The sequence below is a fragment of the Streptomyces sp. NPDC031274 genome, assembly GCF_055570235.1.
Map to the genome: position 1 here is coordinate 220591 of NZ_JBVIHP010000010.1, position 21533 is coordinate 242123.

17 protein-coding genes and 1 pseudogene are annotated in these 21533 nt (G+C 70.0%); 12 read left to right on the plus strand and 6 right to left on the minus strand.

What is annotated here, in order from left to right:
- Position 1 precedes the first annotated feature (1 nt).
- From ACZ5CR_RS18580 to pulA, 4 genes and pseudogenes are all read left to right on the plus strand, one after another.
- Positions 2 to 1651, plus strand: coding sequence for a glycoside hydrolase family 13 protein (locus ACZ5CR_RS18580; protein ID WP_468858659.1), 1650 nt, complete (start codon positions 2 to 4; stop codon positions 1649 to 1651).
- A complete protein-coding gene (locus ACZ5CR_RS18585; RefSeq protein ID WP_468858661.1) occupies positions 1639 to 2724 on the plus strand; it encodes a LacI family DNA-binding transcriptional regulator in 1086 nt (361 codons plus the stop codon). The genes ACZ5CR_RS18580 and ACZ5CR_RS18585 overlap by 13 nt, the downstream gene beginning before the upstream one ends.
- Before the next feature lie 395 nt (positions 2725 to 3119).
- Positions 3120 to 4517 (plus strand): annotated as a pseudogene (locus ACZ5CR_RS18590) (alpha-amylase); the annotation flags it as partial.
- Between the two features lie 130 nt (positions 4518 to 4647).
- Positions 4648 to 7356 (plus strand): pullulanase-type alpha-1,6-glucosidase, encoded by a 2709-nt coding sequence (gene pulA / locus ACZ5CR_RS18595; protein ID WP_468858664.1) that lies wholly within the window; start codon positions 4648 to 4650, stop codon positions 7354 to 7356.
- Between the two features lie 72 nt (positions 7357 to 7428).
- Here pulA and ACZ5CR_RS18600 read toward each other — a convergent pair whose 3' ends face one another.
- Positions 7429 to 7848: a GNAT family N-acetyltransferase gene (locus tag ACZ5CR_RS18600; RefSeq protein ID WP_468858666.1), complete on the minus strand. Its 420-nt coding sequence runs from the start codon at positions 7846 to 7848 to the stop codon at positions 7429 to 7431.
- A gap of 245 nt (positions 7849 to 8093) precedes the next feature.
- On the opposite strand from ACZ5CR_RS18600, the gene ACZ5CR_RS18605 reads away from it, so the two are divergent.
- Together ACZ5CR_RS18605 and ACZ5CR_RS18610 are read left to right on the plus strand one after the other, a co-directional pair.
- Entirely contained in the window at positions 8094 to 8972 is an 879-nt protein-coding gene (locus ACZ5CR_RS18605) for an MEDS domain-containing protein (RefSeq protein ID WP_468858668.1), read from the plus strand.
- A complete protein-coding gene (locus ACZ5CR_RS18610) occupies positions 8972 to 9394 on the plus strand; it encodes an ATP-binding protein (protein WP_468858671.1) in 423 nt (140 codons plus the stop codon). The genes ACZ5CR_RS18605 and ACZ5CR_RS18610 overlap by 1 nt, the downstream gene beginning before the upstream one ends.
- Before the next feature lie 22 nt (positions 9395 to 9416).
- Here ACZ5CR_RS18610 and ACZ5CR_RS18615 read toward each other — a convergent pair whose 3' ends face one another.
- Positions 9417 to 10103 (minus strand): class I SAM-dependent methyltransferase, encoded by a 687-nt coding sequence (locus tag ACZ5CR_RS18615; protein ID WP_468858674.1) that lies wholly within the window; start codon positions 10101 to 10103, stop codon positions 9417 to 9419.
- 83 nt (positions 10104 to 10186) lie between these two features.
- Between ACZ5CR_RS18615 and ACZ5CR_RS18620 the strand changes: the two genes are divergently transcribed.
- The 3 genes from ACZ5CR_RS18620 to ACZ5CR_RS18630 all read left to right on the plus strand — a co-directional run bounded on the left by ACZ5CR_RS18620 (position 10187) and on the right by ACZ5CR_RS18630 (position 14154).
- Entirely contained in the window at positions 10187 to 10807 is a 621-nt protein-coding gene (locus tag ACZ5CR_RS18620; RefSeq protein WP_468858677.1) for a helix-turn-helix domain-containing protein, read from the plus strand.
- Positions 10808 to 10938: 131 nt separating this feature from the next.
- The gene (locus ACZ5CR_RS18625; RefSeq protein ID WP_468858679.1) at positions 10939 to 12108 is read left to right on the plus strand and encodes a damage-control phosphatase ARMT1 family protein; all 1170 of its coding nucleotides are present in this window, start codon (positions 10939 to 10941) and stop codon (positions 12106 to 12108) included.
- Positions 12109 to 12483: 375 nt separating this feature from the next.
- The gene (locus ACZ5CR_RS18630) at positions 12484 to 14154 is read left to right on the plus strand and encodes an ABC-F family ATP-binding cassette domain-containing protein (protein ID WP_468858681.1); all 1671 of its coding nucleotides are present in this window, start codon (positions 12484 to 12486) and stop codon (positions 14152 to 14154) included.
- A gap of 97 nt (positions 14155 to 14251) precedes the next feature.
- Here the strand turns inward: ACZ5CR_RS18630 and ACZ5CR_RS18635 are convergent, their stop codons facing one another.
- The 3 genes from ACZ5CR_RS18635 to ACZ5CR_RS18645 all read right to left on the minus strand — a co-directional run bounded on the left by ACZ5CR_RS18635 (position 14252) and on the right by ACZ5CR_RS18645 (position 15781).
- On the minus strand, positions 14252 to 14704 hold the full coding sequence (locus ACZ5CR_RS18635; RefSeq protein ID WP_468858684.1) for an RDD family protein: 453 nt from the start codon (positions 14702 to 14704) through the stop codon (positions 14252 to 14254).
- Positions 14705 to 14746: 42 nt separating this feature from the next.
- Positions 14747 to 15307 carry a DoxX family protein gene (locus ACZ5CR_RS18640; RefSeq protein WP_468858686.1) on the minus strand — a complete coding sequence of 187 codons (561 nt, stop codon included), beginning with the start codon at positions 15305 to 15307 and terminating at the stop codon, positions 14747 to 14749.
- An 84-nt stretch (positions 15308 to 15391) separates the two neighbouring features.
- Entirely contained in the window at positions 15392 to 15781 is a 390-nt protein-coding gene (locus tag ACZ5CR_RS18645) for a hypothetical protein (RefSeq protein WP_468858688.1), read from the minus strand.
- A gap of 479 nt (positions 15782 to 16260) precedes the next feature.
- Here ACZ5CR_RS18645 and ACZ5CR_RS18650 point away from each other — a divergent pair, with 479 nt between their 5' ends.
- On the plus strand, positions 16261 to 17529 hold the full coding sequence (locus ACZ5CR_RS18650; protein WP_468858691.1) for an aspartate aminotransferase type Ic: 1269 nt from the start codon (positions 16261 to 16263) through the stop codon (positions 17527 to 17529).
- 137 nt (positions 17530 to 17666) lie between these two features.
- On the opposite strand, the gene ACZ5CR_RS18655 is transcribed toward ACZ5CR_RS18650, so the two are convergent.
- The gene (locus ACZ5CR_RS18655) at positions 17667 to 18266 is read right to left on the minus strand and encodes a GNAT family N-acetyltransferase (protein ID WP_468858693.1); all 600 of its coding nucleotides are present in this window, start codon (positions 18264 to 18266) and stop codon (positions 17667 to 17669) included.
- Positions 18267 to 18586: 320 nt separating this feature from the next.
- On the opposite strand from ACZ5CR_RS18655, the gene ACZ5CR_RS18660 reads away from it, so the two are divergent.
- The gene (locus ACZ5CR_RS18660; RefSeq protein ID WP_468858695.1) at positions 18587 to 19699 is read left to right on the plus strand and encodes a LacI family DNA-binding transcriptional regulator; all 1113 of its coding nucleotides are present in this window, start codon (positions 18587 to 18589) and stop codon (positions 19697 to 19699) included.
- An 80-nt stretch (positions 19700 to 19779) separates the two neighbouring features.
- The gene (locus ACZ5CR_RS18665) at positions 19780 to 21390 is read left to right on the plus strand and encodes an FAD-dependent oxidoreductase (protein ID WP_468858697.1); all 1611 of its coding nucleotides are present in this window, start codon (positions 19780 to 19782) and stop codon (positions 21388 to 21390) included.
- The last annotated feature ends 143 nt before the right edge of the window (positions 21391 to 21533 follow it).

Below are 21533 nucleotides of genomic sequence, written 5' to 3' on the forward strand. Positions count from 1 at the left end.
CATGACCCAGCATCTCGCTGCCCCTGCCGCCCCCGCCTCCGGCAGCCACACGGACTGGTGGCGCGGCGCGGTGATCTACCAGGTCTATCCGCGCAGCTTCGCCGACGGCGACGGTGACGGAATGGGCGACCTGGACGGCATCCGTGCCCGCCTTCCCTACCTCAGGGACCTGGGCGTCGACGCCGTATGGCTGAGCCCCTTCTACTCCTCGCCGCAGGCCGACGCGGGCTACGACGTGGCCGACTACCGCACGATCGACCCCATGTTCGGCAGCCTCCTCGACGCCGACGCCCTGCTGCGCGACGCCCGTGAGCTGGGCCTGCGCATCATCGTCGACCTGGTGCCCAACCACTCGTCGGACCGGCACGACTGGTTCCAGCGCGCTCTGCGCGAGGGCCCTGGCTCGCCCCTGCGCGAGCGCTACCACTTCCGCCCCGGCAAGGGCGAGAACGGCGAACTGCCGCCCAACGACTGGGAGTCCGTCTTCGGCGGCCCGGCCTGGACGCGGACGCCGGACGGCGAGTGGTACCTGCATCTCTTCGCCCCCGAGCAGCCCGACTTCAACTGGGAACACCCCGCCGTCCACGACGAGTTCCGCTCCATCCTGCGCTTCTGGCTCGACATGGGCATCGACGGCTTCCGCGTGGACGTCGCCCACGGTCTGGTCAAGGCCGACGGCCTGCCCGACATCGGCCGCAGCGACCAGCTCAAGCTGCTCGGCAACGACGTCATGCCGTTCTTCGACCAGGACGGCGTGCACGAGATCTACCGCAGCTGGCGCAAGGTCCTCACCGAGTACGCGGGCGAGCGCATCCTCGTCGCCGAGGCATGGACCCCCACCGTCGAGCGCGCCGCAGCCTACGTACGCCCGGACGAGATGCACCAGGCCTTCAACTTCCAGTACCTGGGCACCCACTGGGACGCCGCGGAGCTGCGCGAGGTCATCGATGTGTCGCTCGCCGCGATGCGGCCCGTCGGCGCCCCTGCCACCTGGGTGCTCTCCAACCACGACGTCACCCGCCACGCCACCCGGTTCGCCAACCCGCCCGGGCTCGGCACCCAGCTGCGCACCGCCGGTGACCGCGAGCTCGGCCTGCGGCGCGCCCGCGCCGCCTCGCTCCTCATGCTGGCGCTGCCCGGATCCGCGTACGTCTACCAGGGCGAGGAGCTCGGTCTGCCGGACGTCACCGAGCTGCCCGACGAGGTGCGCCAGGATCCCTCGTTCGTCAGGGCGAGCGGGCAGGACGGGTTCCGCGACGGCTGCCGGGTGCCGATCCCGTGGACCATTGACGGCTCCAGTCACGGATTCGGCTCGGGCGGCAGCTGGCTGCCGCAGCCGGCGGGCTGGGGCGAGCTGAGCGTCGAGGCGCAGACCGGAGACCCGGCGTCGACTCTGGAGCTGTACCGCAGTGCGCTCGCCGTGCGCCGCGCGCAGCCCGGGCTCGGTGCGGGCGACTCGCTGGAGTGGCTGGAGGCTCCAGATGGCGTTCTCGCCTTCCGTCGCGAGGACTTCGTGTGCACGGCCAACACCACCGGCGCGGCGGTACGGATTCCGGCCCCCGGCCGGATCCTCCTTGCCAACGCCGAGGTGGAGACGGTGGACGGCAAGGTCGAGCTGCCCGCCGACACCACCGTCTGGTGGGCGGTGTGACCCTTTCCCTGCCGCGGTCCGCCGACCGGGGAGACGGGAGAGACCGGTCGGACCGGGGCGCCCCGCGGCTCGCGGACATCGCGGCCCAGTCCGGCGTCAGCGAGGCCACCGCGAGCCGGGTGCTCAACGGCAAGCCGGGGGTGGCGGCGAGCACCAGGCGCCGGGTGCTCGCCGCCCTGGACGTGCTCGGCTACGAGCGGCCCACCCGGCTCAAGCCGCGCAGCGCCGGTCTGGTCGGACTGGTCATCCCCGAGCTCAGCAACCCGATCTTCCCCGCCTTCGCACAGGTCGTCGAGCAGGTCCTGTCAGGGCACGGCTACACGCCGATGCTGTGCACCCAGATGCCGGACGGCGCCAGCGAGGACGAGCTGGTGGAGCAGTTGGAGGAGCGCCGGGTCAGCGGCATCGTCTTCCTCTCCGGACTGCACGCCGACACCACGGCCGACCCCACCCGGTATCTGGAACTGCACGCCCGCGGAGTGCCGTTCGTCCTGATCAACGGCTACAACGAGCACATCCCGGTGTCCTTCGTCTCGCCCGACGACCGCGCTGCCTCGCGGATGGCGGTACGTCACCTCGTCGACCTCGGCCACCGGCGGATCGGTCTGGCCATCGGCCCCACCCGCTACGTCCCCTCGCTGCGCAAGGCGGAGGGGTTCACGGCGGCGGTGCACGCGCTGCTCGGCCTGGAACAGGGGGAGGCCGAACAGCTCGTGCAGCGCACGCTGTTCACGGTCGAGGGCGGGCACGCGGCGGCGAGCGCCCTGCTCGACCAGGGGTGCACGGCGATGGTCTGCGGCAGCGACATGATGGCGCTCGGCGCCGTCCGGGCGGCGCGTGAGCGCGGCCTCTCGGTGCCCGGCGACGTCTCGGTGGTCGGCTTCGACGACTCGCCTTTGATCGCGTTCACGGACCCGCCGCTGACCACGGTGCGCCAGCCGGTGCAGGCGATGGCGAGCGCCGCCGTGGGCGCGCTCGTCGAGGAGCTGCACGGAAATCCCGTACAGCACACGGAGTTCGTCTTCCAGCCAGAGCTGGTGGTGCGCGGTTCCACGGCGCGGCCGCGGCGCTGAGAGGGAGTCCCCCGGAGCCGCCCTGTTCGGGCAGCGGGGTCATGGTGTGGCTCCGGGGCCTCCCCGTCCCGTGACCCCGGCCCGAACGGCCGGGCGCGTGGGGCCCGTTGTCCGGGTCCCCCGGCCGCCCGGACCGGAGTCGTGGTTGAACGTAACACCGTCGCAATGTCTTGCGAAAGGTTTTGCGGCGCATGAAGTACCGGGATTCCGCATCTGAGGCGAGAGTGTGCGCGGAGGGTTGACCGGGGTTCCCGGGGGTCGTACGGTCTCGACCGAAAACGGCGTTGAAATGTTTCTGCAACATCCTTCAACGGCCTTACGGGCACGGCGCGTTGCCGGACAAGGTCACACCTGACTCATGCAAAGGTCACACCTCACTCATGCAGGAGGCCCTCATGGCTGGCCGAAAGACCAGAGTCCGCAGACCCGTCGCCGCCGCTCTCGCCCTGGTGGCGGGTGCCGCGGGCGGCATCGTCGCCGGAGCCCCGCAGGCGCAGGCCGCCCCGCCCGGCGCCAAGGACGTCACCGCCGTGCTCTTCGAGTGGAAGTTCGACTCGGTGGCCAAGGCATGCACACAGCAGCTCGGCCCCGACGGCTACGGCTACGTGCAGGTCTCCCCGCCCCAGGAACGTATCCAGGGTGAGGCGTGGTGGGCCGCCTACCAGCCCGTGAGCTACAAGATCGGCACCCGGCTCGGCGACCGGACCGCGTTCAAGAACATGGTCGACACCTGCCACGCGGCCGGAGTGAAGGTCGTCGCCGACGCGGTGATCAACCACATGTCGAACGCCTCCGGCACCGGCTCGGCTGGATCGTCCTTCACCAAGTACGACTACCCGGGCACGTACTCGGGCGCCGACATGGACAACTGCCGTTCGGACATCAGCAACTACCAGGACCGCTGGAACGTCCAGAACTGCGAACTGGGTGGCCTCGCCGACCTCGACACCGGTGAGGAATACGTCCGGGGGAGGATCGCCGGCTACCTGAACGACCTGCTCTCGCTCGGCGTCGACGGCTTCCGGGTCGACGCGGCCAAGCACATCGCCGTGGACGACCTGAAGAACATCAAGTCGCGGCTGACCAACCCCGGCGTCTACCTCAAGCAGGAGACGATCTACGGGGCGGGCGAGGCGGTCTCCCCGAGCGAGTACACCGCCACCGGCGACGCCCAGGAGTTCCGCTACGGCTGGGATCTGAAGCGCGTCTTCAACAACGAGAAGCTCGCCTACCTGAAGAACTTCGGTGAGGGCTGGGGCTACCTGCCCAGCGGTTCGGCCGCCGTCTTCGTCGCCAACCACGACACCGAGCGGCACGGCCAGACCCTCAACTACAAGGACGGCGCGAACTACACCCTCGCCCACGTCTTCATGCTGGCCCTGCCTTACGGCGCGCCGGACGTGCACTCCGGCTACGAGTTCAGCAGCACCGACGCGGGATCGCCCAACGGCGGCCAGGTGAACGCCTGCTACAGCGACGGCTGGAAGTGCCAGCACGCCTGGCCCGAGATCAAGAGCATGGTCAAGTTCCGCAACACGGCGCGCGGCACCGCGATGACCAACTGGTGGGACAACGGCAACAACGCCATCGCTTTCGGCCGCGGGGACAAGGCGTACGTGGCGATCAACCACGAGGGCTCCGCGGTCAACCGGACCTTCCAGACGTCCCTCGCCCCGGGCAGCTACTGCGACGTCCAGAGCGGCAGGAGCGTCACCGTCAACGGCTCGGGTCAGTTCACGGCGACCGTGGCGCCCAACACCGCACTGGCCCTGCACACCGGGGCCAGGAGCTGCTGAGCGCTGATCGCCCTGCATGACAGGCCGCCCGGCCTTCGCTTCCCCGCCGCCGGGCGGCTCTGCTCCCGTACCCCCCCACGCTTTCACCCCCGTATTTCCCGTCATTCATCCGCAAGGAGAACCACCCTTGACCGGCTCCCCGCGTCGCACCGCTGCGATCACGGCCCTCGCCCTGCTCGCCGCGGTCGCACCCCTGACGTCCTCGGCCACCGCCGCGCCCCGAGCACCGGCCGCCGCCGACGCGCCCGCCGCCGAGCTCGACCTGTCCATGTCCAAGGCGCAGTGGATGGACAAGAACACCGTCGCCTGGGACGTCCAAGGCGCGGCCACGTCACAGGAGCTGGTGTATGCCCGTGACGGGCAGCTGACGGTCAAGGACGGCGAACTCGTTGGTGAGGGGCGGCGGATCCGCCTCACCCCGGCCGCGGGCGGGCTCACCGAAGCCCAGCGGAAGAAGTACCCGCACCTGAAGGAGTACGCGGCCTTCACCGTCGACCCGCGCGACCGCGACCTGGTCCGCCGTGCCCTCACCGGCCAGATCATCGGGGTCCGCGAAGACGCCGACGGCACCCTGCTCACCACCACCGGAGTCCAGACGCAGGGCATCCTCGACGACCTCTACAGCGCCACCGCCACCAAGGCAGCCCTCGGCCCGCAGTTCCGCCACGGCCGCCCCACGCTTGCCCTGTGGGCTCCCACCGCCCAGTCCGTCAGTCTCGAACTCGACGGCAAGCGCGTGGCCATGCGGCGCGACGACGCCAGCGGCGTATGGTCCGTCACCGGTGACAAGAGTTGGTCGGGCAAGCAGTACCGCTACGTCGTGAAGGTATGGGCGCCCAGCGTCCAGAAGGTCGTCACCAACAAGGTCACCGACCCCTACTCCACCGCGCTCACCGCGGACTCGGAGCGCAGCATCGCCGTCGACCTCGACGACCCGAAGCTCGCGCCCAAGGGCTGGGAGCGGCTGAAGAAGCCGAAGGCGACGCCCCTGCGCGACGCGCAGATCCAGGAACTGCACATCCGCGACTTCTCCGTCGAGGACCGCACGGCGCGCCACCCCGGCACGTACCTGGCCTTCACCGACACGGCGTCCGACGGCATGAAGCACCTGCGCGAGCTGGCCGAGGCAGGCACCTCCTACGTCCACCTGCTGCCCGCCTTCGACATCGGCACCATCCCCGAGCGCGCCGCCGACCAGGCCACGCCCGACTGCGACCTGACGGCGCACGCCCCGGACTCCGACGAGCAGCAGGCCTGCGTCACCAAGACCGCCGCGAAGGACGCCTACAACTGGGGCTACGACCCGCTGCACTACACCGTGCCCGAGGGCAGCTATGCGAGCGACCCCGCCGGGACCCGCCGTACGGTCGAGTTCAGGGAGATGGTCCAGGGCCTCAACGGCTCAGGCCTCCGCACCGTGATGGACGTCGTCTACAACCACACCGTCGCCAGCGGCCAGGCCGACAAGTCGGTCCTCGACAAGATCGTGCCCGGCTACTACCAGCGACTGATGGACGACGGCACGGTGGCCACCTCCACCTGCTGCGCCAACACCGCACCCGAGAACGCCATGATGGGCAAGCTCGTGGTCGACTCCCTGGTCACCTGGGCCAAGGAGTACAAGGTCGACGGCTTCCGCTTCGACCTGATGGGACACCACCCCAAGGCCAACATCCTGGCCGCCCGCGAGGCCCTGGACGCGCTGACCCTCAAGAAGGACGGCGTCGACGGGAAGAAGATCGTCCTCTACGGAGAGGGCTGGAACTTCGGCGAGATCGCGGACGACGCCCGCTTCGTCCAGGCCACCCAGAAGAACATGGCGGGCACGGGCATCGCCACCTTCTCCGACCGTGGCCGCGACGCGGTGCGCGGCGGCGGCCCATTCGACGAGGACCCCGGCGTCCAGGGCTTCGCCAGCGGCCTGTTCACGGACCCCAACGCGTCGAAGGCCAACGGCACCCCGGCCGAGCAGAAGGCGCGGCTCCTGCACTACCAGGACCTGCTCAAGGTGGCCCTGACCGGCAATCTCGCCGGGTACACGTTCACCGACTCCGCCGGAAAGCAGGTCAAGGGCTCCGAGGTCGACTACAACGGAGCCCCGGCCGGATACGCGGCAGCCCCCGGCGACGCCCTCTCCTACAGCGACGCCCACGACAACGAATCGCTGTACGACGCGCTCGCCTTCAAGCTCCCCGCGGACACCACGGCCGCCGAGCGCTCCCGCATGCAGGTGCTCGCGATGGCGACCTCCACCCTGGCCCAGGGCCCTTCCCTCTCCCAGGCGGGCAGCGACCTGCTGCGCTCCAAGTCCCTCGACCGCAACTCCTACGACAGCGGCGACTGGTTCAACGCCCTGCACTGGAACTGCCAGGACGGCAACGGCTTCGGCCGCGGTCTGCCCCCGGCCGCCGACAACAAGGACAAGTGGCCCTACGGAAAGCCCCTGTTGACGTCCGCTTCCCTGACTCCGGGCTGCGCGGAGATCAACGGCACATCGGCCGCCTACCAGGACCTTGTCAAGCTGCGCGCGAGCGAGCCCGCGTTCTCCCTGGCCACGGCAGGACGGGTCCAGTCACAGCTCTCCTACCCGCTCTCCGGCACATCCGCCGAGACCCCCGGAGTGATCACCATGGAGGTCGGGAACCTCGTGGTCGTCCTCAACGCGACCCCGGACGCGCGGAAGCAGCGCGTCACGGCCCTGAAGAACACCGCGTATAAGCTCCATCCCGTCCAGGCGAAGGGCGCCGACCCGGTGGTCAAGTCGGCCTCGTACGAGAGGAGTTCAGGTACCTTCAGCGTCCCCGCCCGCACGGTAGCCGTCTTCGAGCGGGGCTGAACCAGGGGCCTGGCTTCCCGCCGCGGCCGGGGCTGTGCCTCCGAGACCACCAGGGCCCTGAAGGCGATGCCTTCAGGGCCCCTGTCTCTCGAGAGGCAGGTGGATCAACCCTGCTTCCGTCGGCCGGAAGCCACAGGCGTCGAAATAGAACCCTCGCAGCCCGGGCGCGAAGTCGACGTGCAGCCATTCGCAGCCCGCCACGCGCGCGTGTTCCGCCGCCAGACGGACGACCGACGTCGCGATACCGCGATGCTGGTGTGAACCCCGGGTCTTCGTGTCGATCAGGAAGGCGTGGTCTCCGCCGTCCCACGCCACGTTCACGAATCCGACAAGGACGCCCTCGCCGTCACGGGCTCCCACCCAGCCCAGGCTGTGCTCCCTGACCTTGTTCCACCAACCGCCGACAGCATCGCCGCCGTGCGACCGGACGAGGTCGACCAACTCCTCGTCACTGATGGGGTCGCGCCATGCGTAAGTGATCGCTCCGCTCATGCCGCCAGGGTCGCCGACCGTCCCTGGCAGGACAACACATTAACGAGCGGGTAGCTCAAGACCGTCGGGTATTGCGCACAGATTCAGTACGGAACGGATCAGGTTCACGCACTCTCGATCGCCGAAAGGCGCCGCGGTATCTGCTAACTGTCACTATCTGCGGGGCCGCGCCGCCGTGGGGTACGGACCGCTAGCGTATGCCCCGCACTTGTACCCGTCAGGCCATTCGGCCTCGGAGGTGAGAGATGGCGGATACCGGCTCGGCGTCGGTCGGCACGATCCCGGTTCAGCACCTCCGGGCGGGCGACCACGCTTTCGTCAGTTACGCCGACGACGACGCGGGCCGCGACGTAGTGTCCGCGTTCGCGTGGGCGGGGCTCGTGAAGCGCGAGAAGGTGATGGTCTTCGCCGCTCCGCACATGGAGGCGGAAGAGGTGTGGAACCGGCTTGACGCCCCGGGAGCCCTGCTGGGGGCCGCTCGCGAACACGGGCAGCTGGTGCTCAGCAGTATGCGCGCCCTCATCAAGCCCCAGGACGCGTTCACCCCTGGCCGCCAGTGGGAGCGCATCACAGAGGAGACCGACAGAGCCCTGGCCGAGGGCTACAGCGGGCTGCGCACCTACATCGACATGCACTGGGTGGGTGACTTGGGTGCCGATGTCGACGTGATGATGCACCGCGAATCCAACGCCCAGCATCTGTTCACCGACCGCCCGTACACCGAGATCTGTGCCTACGACAGCCGTTGGTTCGACCCTGGTGTCCTCACGGCCATGAACAAGGCGCATCCCTGCAGGCTGCTGCCCCGCCTGGGCGCTCTGCACGTGGAACATGCGGATGGCGTCGTGCAGTTGGTCGGCGAGGCGGACCTTGCCACCAGGGAGCAATTCATCGGCGGTGTGCGCGAGGGGCTTCGACGCGGCGAGGAATCCCGGCTCCTCACGGTGGATCTGTCCGGCCTCGTCTTCCTCGGTGTCGCGTGTGCGGTGGACCTGCTGCGGCTGGTTCTTGAGCATGCGCACGGCCCGGTCCAAGTCGACTGTCCACCGACATCGGCCCGCATACTTCACAGAGCTGGCGCGGATCAAGTGTCCCACCTGGTGATCAACGAGGTGGCCCGCTGATGACGACAGAGTCCGGGTCCCGCGAGGTCCCTCCCGTCACCCTGCTGGAATCACCCTTCAACCAGGACGACCTGCCCCGGCTTCGGATGCTCGTCGAACAGTTCGCAGACCACCAAGGGCTGAACGAACCACGGCGCAGCGAATTCATCGTGGCCCTGGACGCCGTGGCGGTGAACGCGGTCGAGCACGCGGGCGGTGGCGGCACGCTGGTCCTGCAGCGCAGCAACGGCCATCTGGCCTGCCACATCCACGACGCGGGCCCCGGCTTCAGCGCCGATGTCGTCCCTGAGGTTGCTCCCGGCCTCGCCGACGACACGGGCGGGCGGGGGCTGTGGCTCGCCGGCCTGCTCACCGACGAACTCACCATTGCGGCGGGCCCCAACGGGGCCATGGTGACGCTGGCCGTGCGGCTGCCCCAATAGCGGTGTGCACGCCCCAGCCCTCTCAGGTGCGGCGCCGCAGTTCGACGGTGTAGTTGGTCCGGGTGGATGGCCCTCCGTCGGGCGCCGTCAGGGAGTGTTCGTGCGTGTCGCAGACGAGTACGTCCCACTGTCCGGTCGGCAGGTCGAGAGAGGCCAGGACCTTCTGAGGGCTCGGGAAGTCCACCCCGGGGTGCGGTTCGGTATCCCAGGCGGGGAAGCCCATGTGGCCCACGATCAGGAGAGTGCCGCCCCGCGCGACGGCCGCTGCGGCGTTCCGCAGGATCTCCTCGCGCGGCATCTCGTGGAGGGAGTGCAGGAACTGGGCGGAGACCAGATCGTAGCTGCCGGCCGGGAACGACGTACCGAGATCGTGGTACCGCCATTCGACGCGGTCGGCGACCTGCGCCTGAGCCGCGTGCTCGGCCGCACGGCGCAGGGCGACCCGGGAGATGTCGGTGGCGGTGACGCGCCAGCCCTGCCGCGCGAGCCAGATCGCGTCTCCCCCCTCCCCGCAGCCCAGGTCCAGCGCGCTGCCCGGCGTCAGGCCTTCGGTCTCGCGGACGAGTGCGGCATTGGGCTCCCCGCTCCACAGACGGCCGCTTTGGCCGTAGCGCTCGTCCCAGAATGCCTCGGCCGAATCGGAGGCGGTGTGAGTGTTGTCGGTGCCGGTGCCGGTGCCGGTGCCGGTGTCGGTCTTCTGGTCGCTCATGCGGGCTCCTTCTGCTCTGCGGCAACCCTGCGCCCGGCCATGGCAGCTTGACAAAGATATTTGCCGCAACGGCAAATAGGGGGATGAGCGACGACGCCGATCTCACGGATGTACTGACCTCCGTCGGTCCGCGGCTGCGGGCACTGCGGAAGGCGCGGGGAGCCACCCTGGCCCGGCTGAGCGAGGAGACGGGGATCTCCCTGAGCACGCTCTCGCGCCTCGAGGCCGGACAGCGCGAGCCGACCTTGAAGCTCCTGCTGCCACTGGCCAGGGCGTACGGCGTACCGCTCGACGAACTGGTCGGTGCTCCCCAGACGGGCGACCCGCGCATCCACCCGCGGCCCTTCATGCGACACGGCAACACCTGGGTCCCGCTGACCCGGTACCTCGGCGGAATGCACGCCTACAAGCAAGTCATGCCGGTCGCCAAGAACGGCACCCGGCAGACCACGCGCCCCGAGCAGGGCATGCACGAGGGCTACGAGTGGCTCTACGTCCTCTCCGGTCGCCTGCTCCTTGCCCTGGGCGACCACGACCTCGTCCTCACCGCGGGCGAAGCCGCCGAGTTCGACACCCGCACCCCGCACGGTTTCGCCAACGCCGGTGACATCCCCGTCGAATTCCTCGCCCTGTACGGGGCACAGGGCGAGCGCATGCACGTACGGGTCAGGCCGGGCGGTGGAGACGAAGGGGGCGGGGCGTAGCTCGCTCGTCCCCACGCGCTCGACTGTCCCCACGCGCCCGACTGCCTCGACGCGTTCGACTGTCTCCACGTGTCCGCCTGTCTCCACGTGTCCGGTCATCCTGCGAAGTCAGTCGGTGAGAACCTTTGGACATGCCAGAAGCAGTCGACGCCCTCGTCATCCTGAGCAACGCACCCGGTTCCTTCCCCCGGAGCGTGCTCGCCGAGCGGCATCCGGCGCTGATCAAAAAGGTGCGGGACGCCTTCCCCTACGGGCCGCGCCAGCATCGCGCCCTCGACGCCCTGCTGACGCAGGCCACGGAGGGGGTGATCGAACCACTGGGCCCCGAAGCACACGACGGCCATCTGTGGGAGGCCTGGGCGCGCGAGTACTTCGGCCTGACCTGGTTCGACGCGCCGTTCCTCTTGGCCGAGAGCTACTTCTACCGCCAACTCCTCGCAGCTGTCGGGTACTTCGAGGCCGGTCCCTGGCAGGGTATCGATCCGTTCCGCCCGTTCAAGCAGGCGGAGCTCCACACCGGGGAGGCCGACGAGGAGTTGGCCGCGCTCGATGGTCTCGCTGTGCGGCCCGTCGACGAGCAGCGTCAGGCGCTGCTGCTCGGCTCCCTGTGGGGCAACCGCGCGGACCTGGGATTCGCCGTGGGCGGCGGCTCGGCCGGGGCCGCCGACTCGCGCCTCGTCGCGGACGACTCCGCGCTGCTGTGGTCCCTGCTGCCCGAGGGCGGGGCCGCCACGCTGTGCCTGGTCGCGGACAACGCCGGACGAGAGCTCCTGCCCGACCTCATCCTCATCGACCACCTCCTGCGGCATCAACGCGCCGAGCGGGTCTTTCTGCACGTCAAGCCGTACCCGTACTACGTCTCGGACGCCATGACCGCCGACGTGATCGACTGCCTGCGCCACCTGAACGGCGCGCGGGGCGCCGCGGCGGAGGTGGGGGAGCGCCTGTGGTCCGCCATGGGCACCGGCCGTCTCGCCGTCCGCAGCCACACCTTCTCCTGCGCCCCGCTGCCGTACGCGCGGATGCCCGACGACCTGCGCCAGGAGTTCGCAGAGGCCGACGTGACCGTGATGAAGGGTGACCTGAACTACCGGCGCCTGGTCGGCGACCAGCTGTGGCCCGCCACCACACCGTTCGAGGAACGCACCGCGTACTTCCCCGGCCCGGTGGCCGCACTGCGGACGCTGAAGTCCGACGTGATCGTCGGACTCGACGCGCGGACCGAGGCGGCACTCGTCGCCGAGCACGGCCAGGGATGGCGGACCAGCGGCACCCACGCGCTGATCCAGGCGCGTCCGTGACCTGAAGGACGCGGTGACTGAAAGACGCGGTGACCTGAGAGACGGGGCGACCTGAGAGGAGGCGGTGACCTGAAAAGCTTTGCCTTTCACCCTCGCGGTCGTTATCGTTTCGAACTGTCCTGTTGTCTCCGATAGAGGTGGACGTTGCGCATCTGAGGTTCGCGATCATCGCGCCGTACGGCCTTTCGCCGTACGCCCGTCACGCCGCAGCCGGCCTTGCCGTGCTGCCCGTGACCCCGCGTGGATGCGACCTCGGTGCATGAGCCGTCCCTCGATCTCCCGGACCGCCGCACCTCTCTCTTTCCCGGTCGGTCGCCGCGTGGTGCTCGCGTACGACGCCCCCTGCCCGCCGCGCCTGCGACTGCGAGATTCCTCATGTCTGTACCCACCACACCCACCACGCCCAGCGCCTCCCTGACCTGCTCCGCCCTGTCGTTCCAGTGGCCGGACGGCACGAGCGTCTTCGACGGCCTCTCCGTCAGCGTCGGCCGGGGCCGCACCGGCCTTGTCGGCGCCAACGGCACGGGCAAGTCCACTTTGCTGCGTCTGCTTGCCGGGCAGCTGCACCCGTCCCAGGGCTCGGTGACCGTCGGCGGCAGCCTCGCCTACCTGCCGCAGGACATCACCCTCGACACGGCCCTGCGCGTCGACCAGGCCCTCGGTGTCGCCGAGCGGCGTGACGCGTTGCGTGCCATCGAGTCCGGCGACGTACGCGAACAGCACTTCGAGACGATCGGCGACGACTGGGACGTCGAGGAGAGGGCCCTGGCCATGCTGGGGTCGCTCGGACTCGGCGGCGTCGAACTCGACCGCACCGTGGGTCAGATGTCCGGCGGGGAGACCGTTCTGCTGCGCCTTGCCGCGCTGCTCCTCGAGCGCCCGGACGTCCTTCTGCTCGACGAGCCGACCAACAACCTCGACCTGTTCGCGCGGCGCCGACTCTACGAGGCCGTCGACTCCTGGCGCTCCGGTGTCCTGGTCGTGGTCAGCCACGACCTCGAACTCCTCGAGCGCGTCGACCGCATCGCCGAACTGCGCGCCGGGTCGGTGAGTTGGTACGGCGGCGGCTGGTCCGCCTACGAGGAGGCCCTTGCCACCGAGCAGGAAGCGGCAGGGCGGATGCTGCGCACCGCCGAGGCCGACGTACGCCGCCAGAAGCGCGAACTGGAGGAAACCCAGGTCAAGGTGGCCCGCCGCCAGCGGCACAGCAAGAAGATGGACGCCCAGCGGCGCGCACCGCGCATCGTCGCTGGCGAGAAGAAGCGATCCGCGCAGGAGTCGGGGGACAAGCTCCGCGGCCTGCACGAGGAGCGGCTCAGCGAGGCGCGCGAGCGGCGTGAGGAAGCCGCGGACGCGATCCGCAACGACGCCGAGATCCGCGTCAGCCTCCCGCACACCGCCGTGCCCGCGGGTCGCACGGTGCTGACCCTGACCGAACTACGCCCCCAGTTCGGCAAGTTGAAGGAGGGCGATCTGCATGTGCAGGGGCCCGAGCGGATCGCCCTCGTCGGGCGCAACGGCGCGGGCAAGACGACGCTGCTGCGCACCCTCACCGGGGAGTTGGCCCCGCTGTCGGGCGAGGTGAGGACGTCCGTGCCGCTGCGGTTCCTGCCGCAGCGCCTTGATGTGCTCGACGACGGTCTCAGCGTCGCGGCGAACGTCTCCCGTCTGGCCCCCGGGCTCACCGACAACCACATCCGCTCCCAGCTCGCGCGCTTCCTGTTCAAGGGGGCGCGCGCCGAACAACTGGCGGGCACCCTCTCGGGAGGCGAGCGTTTCCGCGCCGCGCTCGCGGCGATGATGCTCGCCGCCCCGGCCCCTCAGCTCTTGATGCTGGACGAGCCGACCAACAACCTCGACCTGGCGAGCGTGCGCCAACTGACCGGCGCACTCGAGTCGTACGAGGGTGCGCTCCTGATCGCCAGCCACGACCTGACCTTCTTGGAGTCGGTCGGCATCACCCGCTGGGTGCTCGTCGCAGAGGAGCTCCAGGAGACCACCGCGGAGGAGGTACGTGACCTCCTGGCGGCGCCGCAGGCGGACTGAGCGGCGGCAGGGGGCCGGAGGCCGAAAGCCGCCCGAGTCGGGAACGGGCTGATCGGGAACGGGCTGATCGGGAACGGGCTGATCGGGAACGGACTGATCAGGAAAGGACTGTCCGGCGCACCAGGCGCAGCCCCACCGCGTCCTGTTGCTCCACGTCGCTGTCCGTCGCCAGATGGAGAGGAACGAAGAGGACCATCCAGTAGAAGCCGAACAGCCAGCGGCCGACGAGCCGGAGGAGACCGGCGCGTCGGCCGTCGGTGGCCCGGACCACGCGCAGACCCGTGATCACTTTTCCGAGGCTGGCCCTGGACGCCAAGGTGAGCAGGACATGGTTGACGAAGGAGACTCCGACGGCCACGCCGAGTGCAGTGCCCCAGACGGTGGGGGACTGCACCCGGAGTTCGACCACTCCGTCGCTCACCCGCACTCCGGCCGCCGCGCCGGCCGCGAGACCGCACACCAGGGCGATGAGCGCGTCGATGACCGCAGAGGTGGCCTTGCGCGCCGGAGTGGGGGCCACCTCACGGGCGGGGCTGTACTGCTGCTGCATGGCAGCACGCTACTGGCCCGGCTCGGCCGACCGTCCAGGGGGTCAGTTGTGCAGGGCCACCAGGACGATCGCGGCCGAGACGGCGCCGAGTGCCAGGGCGGCGACGCCGTGGGAGAGCCGGTGGGCGCGCGGGACGGGCAGGAGGTGGTCGACGGCGAACCTGCCGGGGCCCGCCAGCGCCAGGCTCACGGCGGCTACGAGCAGAATCAGGTCGTACTCGATGCCGGAGGGGTTGAAGAAGCCGTTGCCCCACTTCATGGCGATGGCGTTGAGCATGATCCCGAGGATGCCCGCCCCGGCGAGCGGGGTGAGCAGACCGATGGCAAGGCCCAGACCGCAGAACGTCTCGGTCAGACCGGCGATCGTGGCCATGGCCTTGGGGGCGGAGTATCCGTCGCTCGCGAAGAACCCGGCGGTGCCGTCGAGACCGCCGCCGTTGAACCAGCCGAAGAGCTTCTGGGTGCCGTGGACGGCCATGGTCAGGCCGATCGCGCAGCGCAGCAGCAGGAGCCCGATGTCAGTGCCGGGGTGCGAGGGGGCGAGCGGGGAGCCGGGGCCGCCCCGAGTGGTGGTGGACATGCCGGTGGAGGTGAAAAGGGACATGCGGATCTCTCCTGTTGGTCGATGAGGGGTCATGCGGTGATGCCGACCGGTCCTGTCGGCGGGGTGCGGGTGGAGAGATCCCGTCTACGTTCTGATGACCTGGGTTCTGTAGAGGTCGACGGACGTCGCGTCCGGCGGAGAGGCGACCGGCGGTGCGGGTGAGTCGTACCGCGGCCCGTACGACGTGGATGCGGCGTCGAAGGTGGGCGAGCCGGTCCGCTCGGGAGCGGGCAACGCCCCGCGCGGGCTCGTGTTCTCGCCCTCGTGGCAGCCACGGCCGCCGTCGCGCGCTCGGTCACGGCCGCTGTCACGGCTGTCCGCGTGCGGGGCGAGTGAAGCGACGGTGGTATCCGAAGCGACGGCACTGTCCGAAAGACCGTCGAGGCCGAACAGGGGGACGAGGAAGAGGAAGGCCATGACGAGCAGGGCGGTGCGCACCGTACCGCCCTGGGGTCGTGTTTCCCGTGTGGCCATGTCCGACTGATGGTAGAGCAGTGGTGCGCTCACGGACGAAGTCGACGTGATTCCCCGGTGCGTGGGCGATGCTGGACGCGTACTCCTTCCGCCCTGCGAGAAGACCGAGCTGATCGAGGCCGTCCGCCGCACCGCCTCCGCGGTGAACAGGACCTCCGCCGACCTGATGGGCGAAGGTGTCGCGCTGTGGACGGCGGATGAGGCCCCCGAGGCGCTGGCTCTCATGTCATCGGTTGCCGATGACGAGTCGCACCGCTGCTTCATGCCGGGCTGGGGGATCAGGGCCCACAGCTCAGGTCGAGCTGGCCAAACCGCACGGGATCTTGTGGGCGGCGTCGCTCCTCGGAAAGTGACGAGCGCCACCTGCCCGGCAATGGGCAGGTCATCGCTTTGTATCCTCGGCGGGCAGTGCCGATGCCCCCGTCGCCGGCCGAGGCAGCTGACAGGCCCCGGCAGCGCCGACAACGTAAGGACACATCATGACCACCGAGCTGAGCCCCGACTCCCTGACCGGGCTCCTTGAGCAGGCCCGCCAGGACTACCAGGACCTCGCAGGGCGCGGGCTCTCGCTCGACCTCACGCGTGGCAAGCCGGCGCCGGAGCAGCTCGACCTCTCCGCGGAGCTGCTGAGTCTGCCGGGCGGGCGGCACACCTCCGCCGACGGCACGGACGTACGCAACTACGGCGGTCTGCAGGGTCTGGCGGAGCTCCGGGAGATCTTCGCGGACGTGCTCCAGGTACCGGCCGGGCAGCTCCTCGCGCTCGGCAACTCCAGCCTCGAGCTGATGCACGACTGTCTGGTGCACGCGCTGCTGAGTGTGGTGCCGGGTGGCGAGTCGCGCTGGGTGGACCAGGAGCGGATCGCTTTCCTGTGCCCGGTTCCGGGATACGACCGGCATTTCGGGCTCTGTGAGCGCTTCGGGATCGACATGATCCCGGTCCCGATGACCGCCGATGGCCCGGACATGGACGCCGTGGAGCGGCTCGTCGCCGAGAACCCGAAGATCAAGGGCATCTGGTGCGTCCCGAAGTACAGCAACCCCGACGGCGTCTCCTACAGCGATGAGACTGTCGCCCGCCTTGCCTCGATGCAGGCCGCTGCGCCCGACTTCCGGATCTTCTGGGACAACGCGTACGCCGCCCACCACCTCACCGACGAACCCGCCGAGATAGCCGACCTGCTCACCGCCTGCGCGGACGCGGGGAACGAGGACCGTGTCTTCGTCTTCGGCTCCACCTCGAAGATCACCGCGGCGGGTGCGGGCGTCGCCTTCTTCGGCTCGTCGCCCGCGAACCTCAAGTGGCTGCTCGCCAAGAACGCCAAGCGGTCGATCGGCCCGGACAAGATCAACCAGCTGCGGCACGTGATGTTCCTGCGGGACGCCGACGGGGTGCGGGCCCACATGGAGCGCCAGCGCGCCCTGCTCCAGCCGAAGTTCGAGGCGGTGGCCCGCATCCTGGAGGCGGAGCTCGGCGGCACCGGCCTCGCCCGGTGGACCGACCCCAAGGGCGGCTACTTCGTCACCCTCGAAGTGACCGACGGCTGCGCCAAGGAGGTCGTACGCCGTGCCGCCGAAGCGGGCATCGTACTGACCCCGGCCGGCGCCACCCACCCGCACGGCAACGACCCGCGCGACGCCACCATCCGCATCGCACCCAGCTACCCGAGCCTCGCCGAACTCGAGCAGGCCATCGAGGGCCTCGCGGTGTGCGTACGGCTCGTGGGGTACGAGCAGCGGGTTCGCTAGAGCCCGTGGGCCTCATGCCGATGCGGCCGGGAGGGGCGACGGGGGAGGGGTGACAGAGGAGGGGCGGCGTCCGTCGGCGTGATCGACCGGTGGTGCGGGCGCCGCCGACTCTCTGTGCGAGCTCCGGCCTCCAGGGACTAGCCCCTGGTCGAGGAGTCATGGGCGCTGTCGGGCAGAACCTCGGGCCCGTCGAGGATCATCTCGCGCTCCACCTTGGAGGGGTCGCCCTTCATGGGGGCGGTCACCCCGGAGCGTACGAATCCGTACCGCCGGTAGAAGCTCTCGGCCCGTGCGTTGTCCTCGTGGACGTACAGGCGCACCCGCGCCACGTCCGGCACCGCCCGTGCCCACCCGACGGCCGCCTCGAAGAGCGCGTCGGTCACCCCGCTTCCGCGGTACTCGGGGCGGACGAAGACACCGACGACATGGGCCTGGCGCTGCTGAACGCTCACGCCGAACGCATCGTCGCTGCCCGCCTCCTCGATGAGTACGGTCACTGTGCCGCTCCACGCCCCGCCCGGGCCCTCCGCCACGAACTGGCGCACCCGCGTCCCGCCGGCCGACCCCTTGGCCCGTTCCTCCCAGAAGGAGTCCGGCTGCGCGGCGGCCTGTTCGTACGTGTCGAGGAAGGCGATCGGAGCCGCCGGATCCTGCAGTGCCAGGAGGCGTAGTTCTTTCACCTCGGGCCACTCATCGGCGCGTATGGGACGGACGGCATGGCGTGAGACCTGGTTCATGACGCCGCACCCTACGGGACCGTCGTGCCGGAGCGCTTCGGTATTTCCCCAGGTCCGCGCGCCGGAGGCGGCGCTTGAGGAGCGTCGCGGCTCACTCCTCGTCCTCGTCTTCCATGAGCCTGGAGCCCGTTTCCTGACCTCGCACATCCCCTACCGATCCGGTGGCGAGGCGTGAGGGTGGGGCGTCTGTGGCTCTTCGGGGGTGGTCGAGAAGCAGGGAAAGAAACTTCGTTCACCCTCTTGACCGGTCGTTCCCGTGCCGCGCACAGTACTCGTTAATGCGCATGACTAATACGCATTAACGATGCGGAGGGGCAGTGGTGGACGAACCCAGGAAGCGGGCCGCACGAGGCCGGGCGCCCGCCTCGGTAGGGCGCACCGGGCGTCCGCGTCAGGCCGAGGTCGCCCGGCTCGCGGGAGTCTCGCAGGCCACGGTCTCGCTGGTGCTCGCCGGTAAGAAGCAGGGCATCGCCATCTCCGACGAGACCCGGCAGAAAGTGCTCGACGCCGCCGGCAGCCTGGGCTACGTACCGGACCCGGCGGCCAGGCGGCTCGCGGCGGCGCGCAACGGCCTGCTCGGAGTGTTCAGCTTCACGGCCACCTTCCCCACGGACGTACAGCACTCGTACTACCCGTTCCTGGTGGGCGTGGAGCAGGAAGCCGCCGCCCAGGGATATGACCTGGTGCTCTTCACCGGGTCGAGTCGCGGCGGCGCGGGGGCCGGTGCGCCGCACGCGCTGAACAGGGCGCGCCTCGCCGACGGGTGTCTCTTCCTGGGCCGCCACGCCCCGGTGGACGAACTGCGCAGGCTCGTGGACGACGGGTTCCCCGTGGTCCACCTGGGGCGCAGGGACGAACCGGAGGGCCTGGCCTGGGTCGGTGCCGACTACGTCAGCGCCAGCCGCGAAGTCGTCCACCGGCTCGCCGCTCTCGGGCACCGTCGCGTCATCCTCGTACGCGAGGACGATGACGCGCCCGCCTCCGCCGACCGTGAACGGGGCTTCCTGGAGGGGCTGAAGAGCGCGGGCCTGCCTTGCGGTCCCGATGCCGTCTTCCGCCGCGCCGATCCGGAACAGGCGCTCGGGGCGGAACAACTGAGGCAGTGGGTGGCGCAGGGCGTCACCGCCGTGGTGGCCGAGGAGACCGACAGCGGTGCGGCCTGGCGAGCGCTGAGCACGGCTGCCCGCGACGCCGGTCTGCACTGCCCCGGCGACCTCTCCCTCGCCCTGCTCGGCAGCCCGCCCCCCGATCTCGCCGGCGAGCCGCAACCCACCGGATTCGACATCCCCCGTGCGCAGTTGGGCGCGGCGGCCGTGCGCCTGCTCGCCACCCTCGTCGCAGGCGAGGACGCCCCCGACCCGCTGGTGGCCTGCACCTTCCGGCCCGGCGCCACCACAGGGCCGCCGCCCAAGGCGCTTGAGGAGATCGCATGACGGCGGCCGTGAGCAGCCGCGCCCCACCTGGCCGTGTGCCCCCGCAGCACGACCACGTACAGCACCGCACAAGGAGAACCGTGATCCCTGAACCGGACATCCTCATCGTCGGCGGCGGCCTGGGCGGCGTCGCCGCGGCGCTCGCCGCCTGCCGGGCCGGCCGGACCGTCGTCCTCACCGAGGAGACCGACTGGATCGGTGGCCAGCTGACCTCCCAGGCCGTTCCGCCGGACGAGCACCCCTGGGTGGAGCAGTTCGGCACGACCGCTTCGTACCGCAAGCTGCGCGAGTCCATCAGGGACTACTACCGCCAGTGGTATCCGCTCCGGTCGGAGGCGTCGTCCCTGACCAACCTCAATCCGGGCGCCGGTCGCGTCAGCAAGCTCTGCCACGAGCCCCGCGTCGCCCTCGCCGTCATGGAGGGCATGCTCGCGCCTCATCTCGCGTCGGGGCGACTGACTCTGCTCACCGAGCACTGGGCCGTCGCCGCCGAGTCGGACAACGATGTCATCACCTCCGTGACCCTGGAGAACCTGCGCGACGGCGACCGCACCACGCTCCACGCCCGGTACGTCATCGACGCCACCGAGACCGGCGAACTCCTCGAACTCGGCGGCGTCGAGCACGCCATCGGTGCCGAGTCACGCGCCGAGTTCGGCGAGCCGCACGCACCCCAGGAGGCACAGCCCCTCAACCAGCAGGGCATCACCGTCTGCTTCGCGCTCTCCCACCACGAGGGCGAGAACCACGTCATCGAGCGCCCCGTCGACTACGACTTCTGGCGCTCCTACCAGCCCGACTTCTGGCCGGGCCCGCTCCTCGGCTTCCTCGCCCCCGACCCGCGTTCGCTCGAAGCCGTTCCCCGTACGTTCGTGCCGAACCCGGAGATCGACCCGCTCGCCGTCAACGCCGACCAGAGCGCCGACGCGGGTGACAAGGAACTGTGGGGCTTCCGCCGCATCCTTGCCCGCAAGCTGCACCGGCCGGGAGCCTTCGATTCCGACATCACCCTGGTCAACTGGCCCCTCAACGACTACTGGTTGAAGCCGCTGATCGGAGGCGGCGAGGAGACCTCTGTGCAGGCGCTCGCGCAGGCGCGGCAGTTGTCGCTCTCGGTCCTGTACTGGCTCCAGACCGAGGCGCCCCGCGAGGACGGCGGCACCGGCTTCCCCGGTCTGCGCCTTCGCCCCGACATCACGGGCACGGCGGACGGCCTGGCCAAGGCCCCTTACGTGCGGGAGTCGCGGCGGATCAAGGCCGTCACCACCGTCACCGAGCAGGACGTCGCGATCGACGTCGTAGGGCCTTACGGAAGGACCGCCTACCGGGACTCCGTGGGCGTCGGCAACTACCGGATCGACCTGCACCCCTCCACCGGCGGCGACAACTACATCGACATCGGCTCCGTGCCGTTCGAGATACCGCTCGGCGCCCTCGTGCCCCGCCGCGTCCGCAATCTCCTCCCGGCGGGCAAGAACATCGGCACCACCCACATCACCAACGGCTGCTACCGCCTCCACCCCGTGGAGTGGAACATCGGCGAGGTCGCCGGCGCCCTGGCCGCGCACTGCGTGTCCGAAGGCGTCGAACCCCACCAGGTCCAGGCCGAGGACAAGCGGTTCGACGAGTTCGCCCGGCTGCTCGACCGAGACGGCGTGCAGCGCCACTGGCCCGACGTACGCGGCTACTGAGAGCCGATCGCTCTCAAAGTGCCGGGTGGGACAGCTCCACCTGTCCCACCCGGGCCCCCCGCGCCCCACCAAACCGCCCAAGGAGGTTCCCCCACCCGGACACCCCCCTCCCCCCCGTCTGGATCTAAGTTGGGGGGAACCTT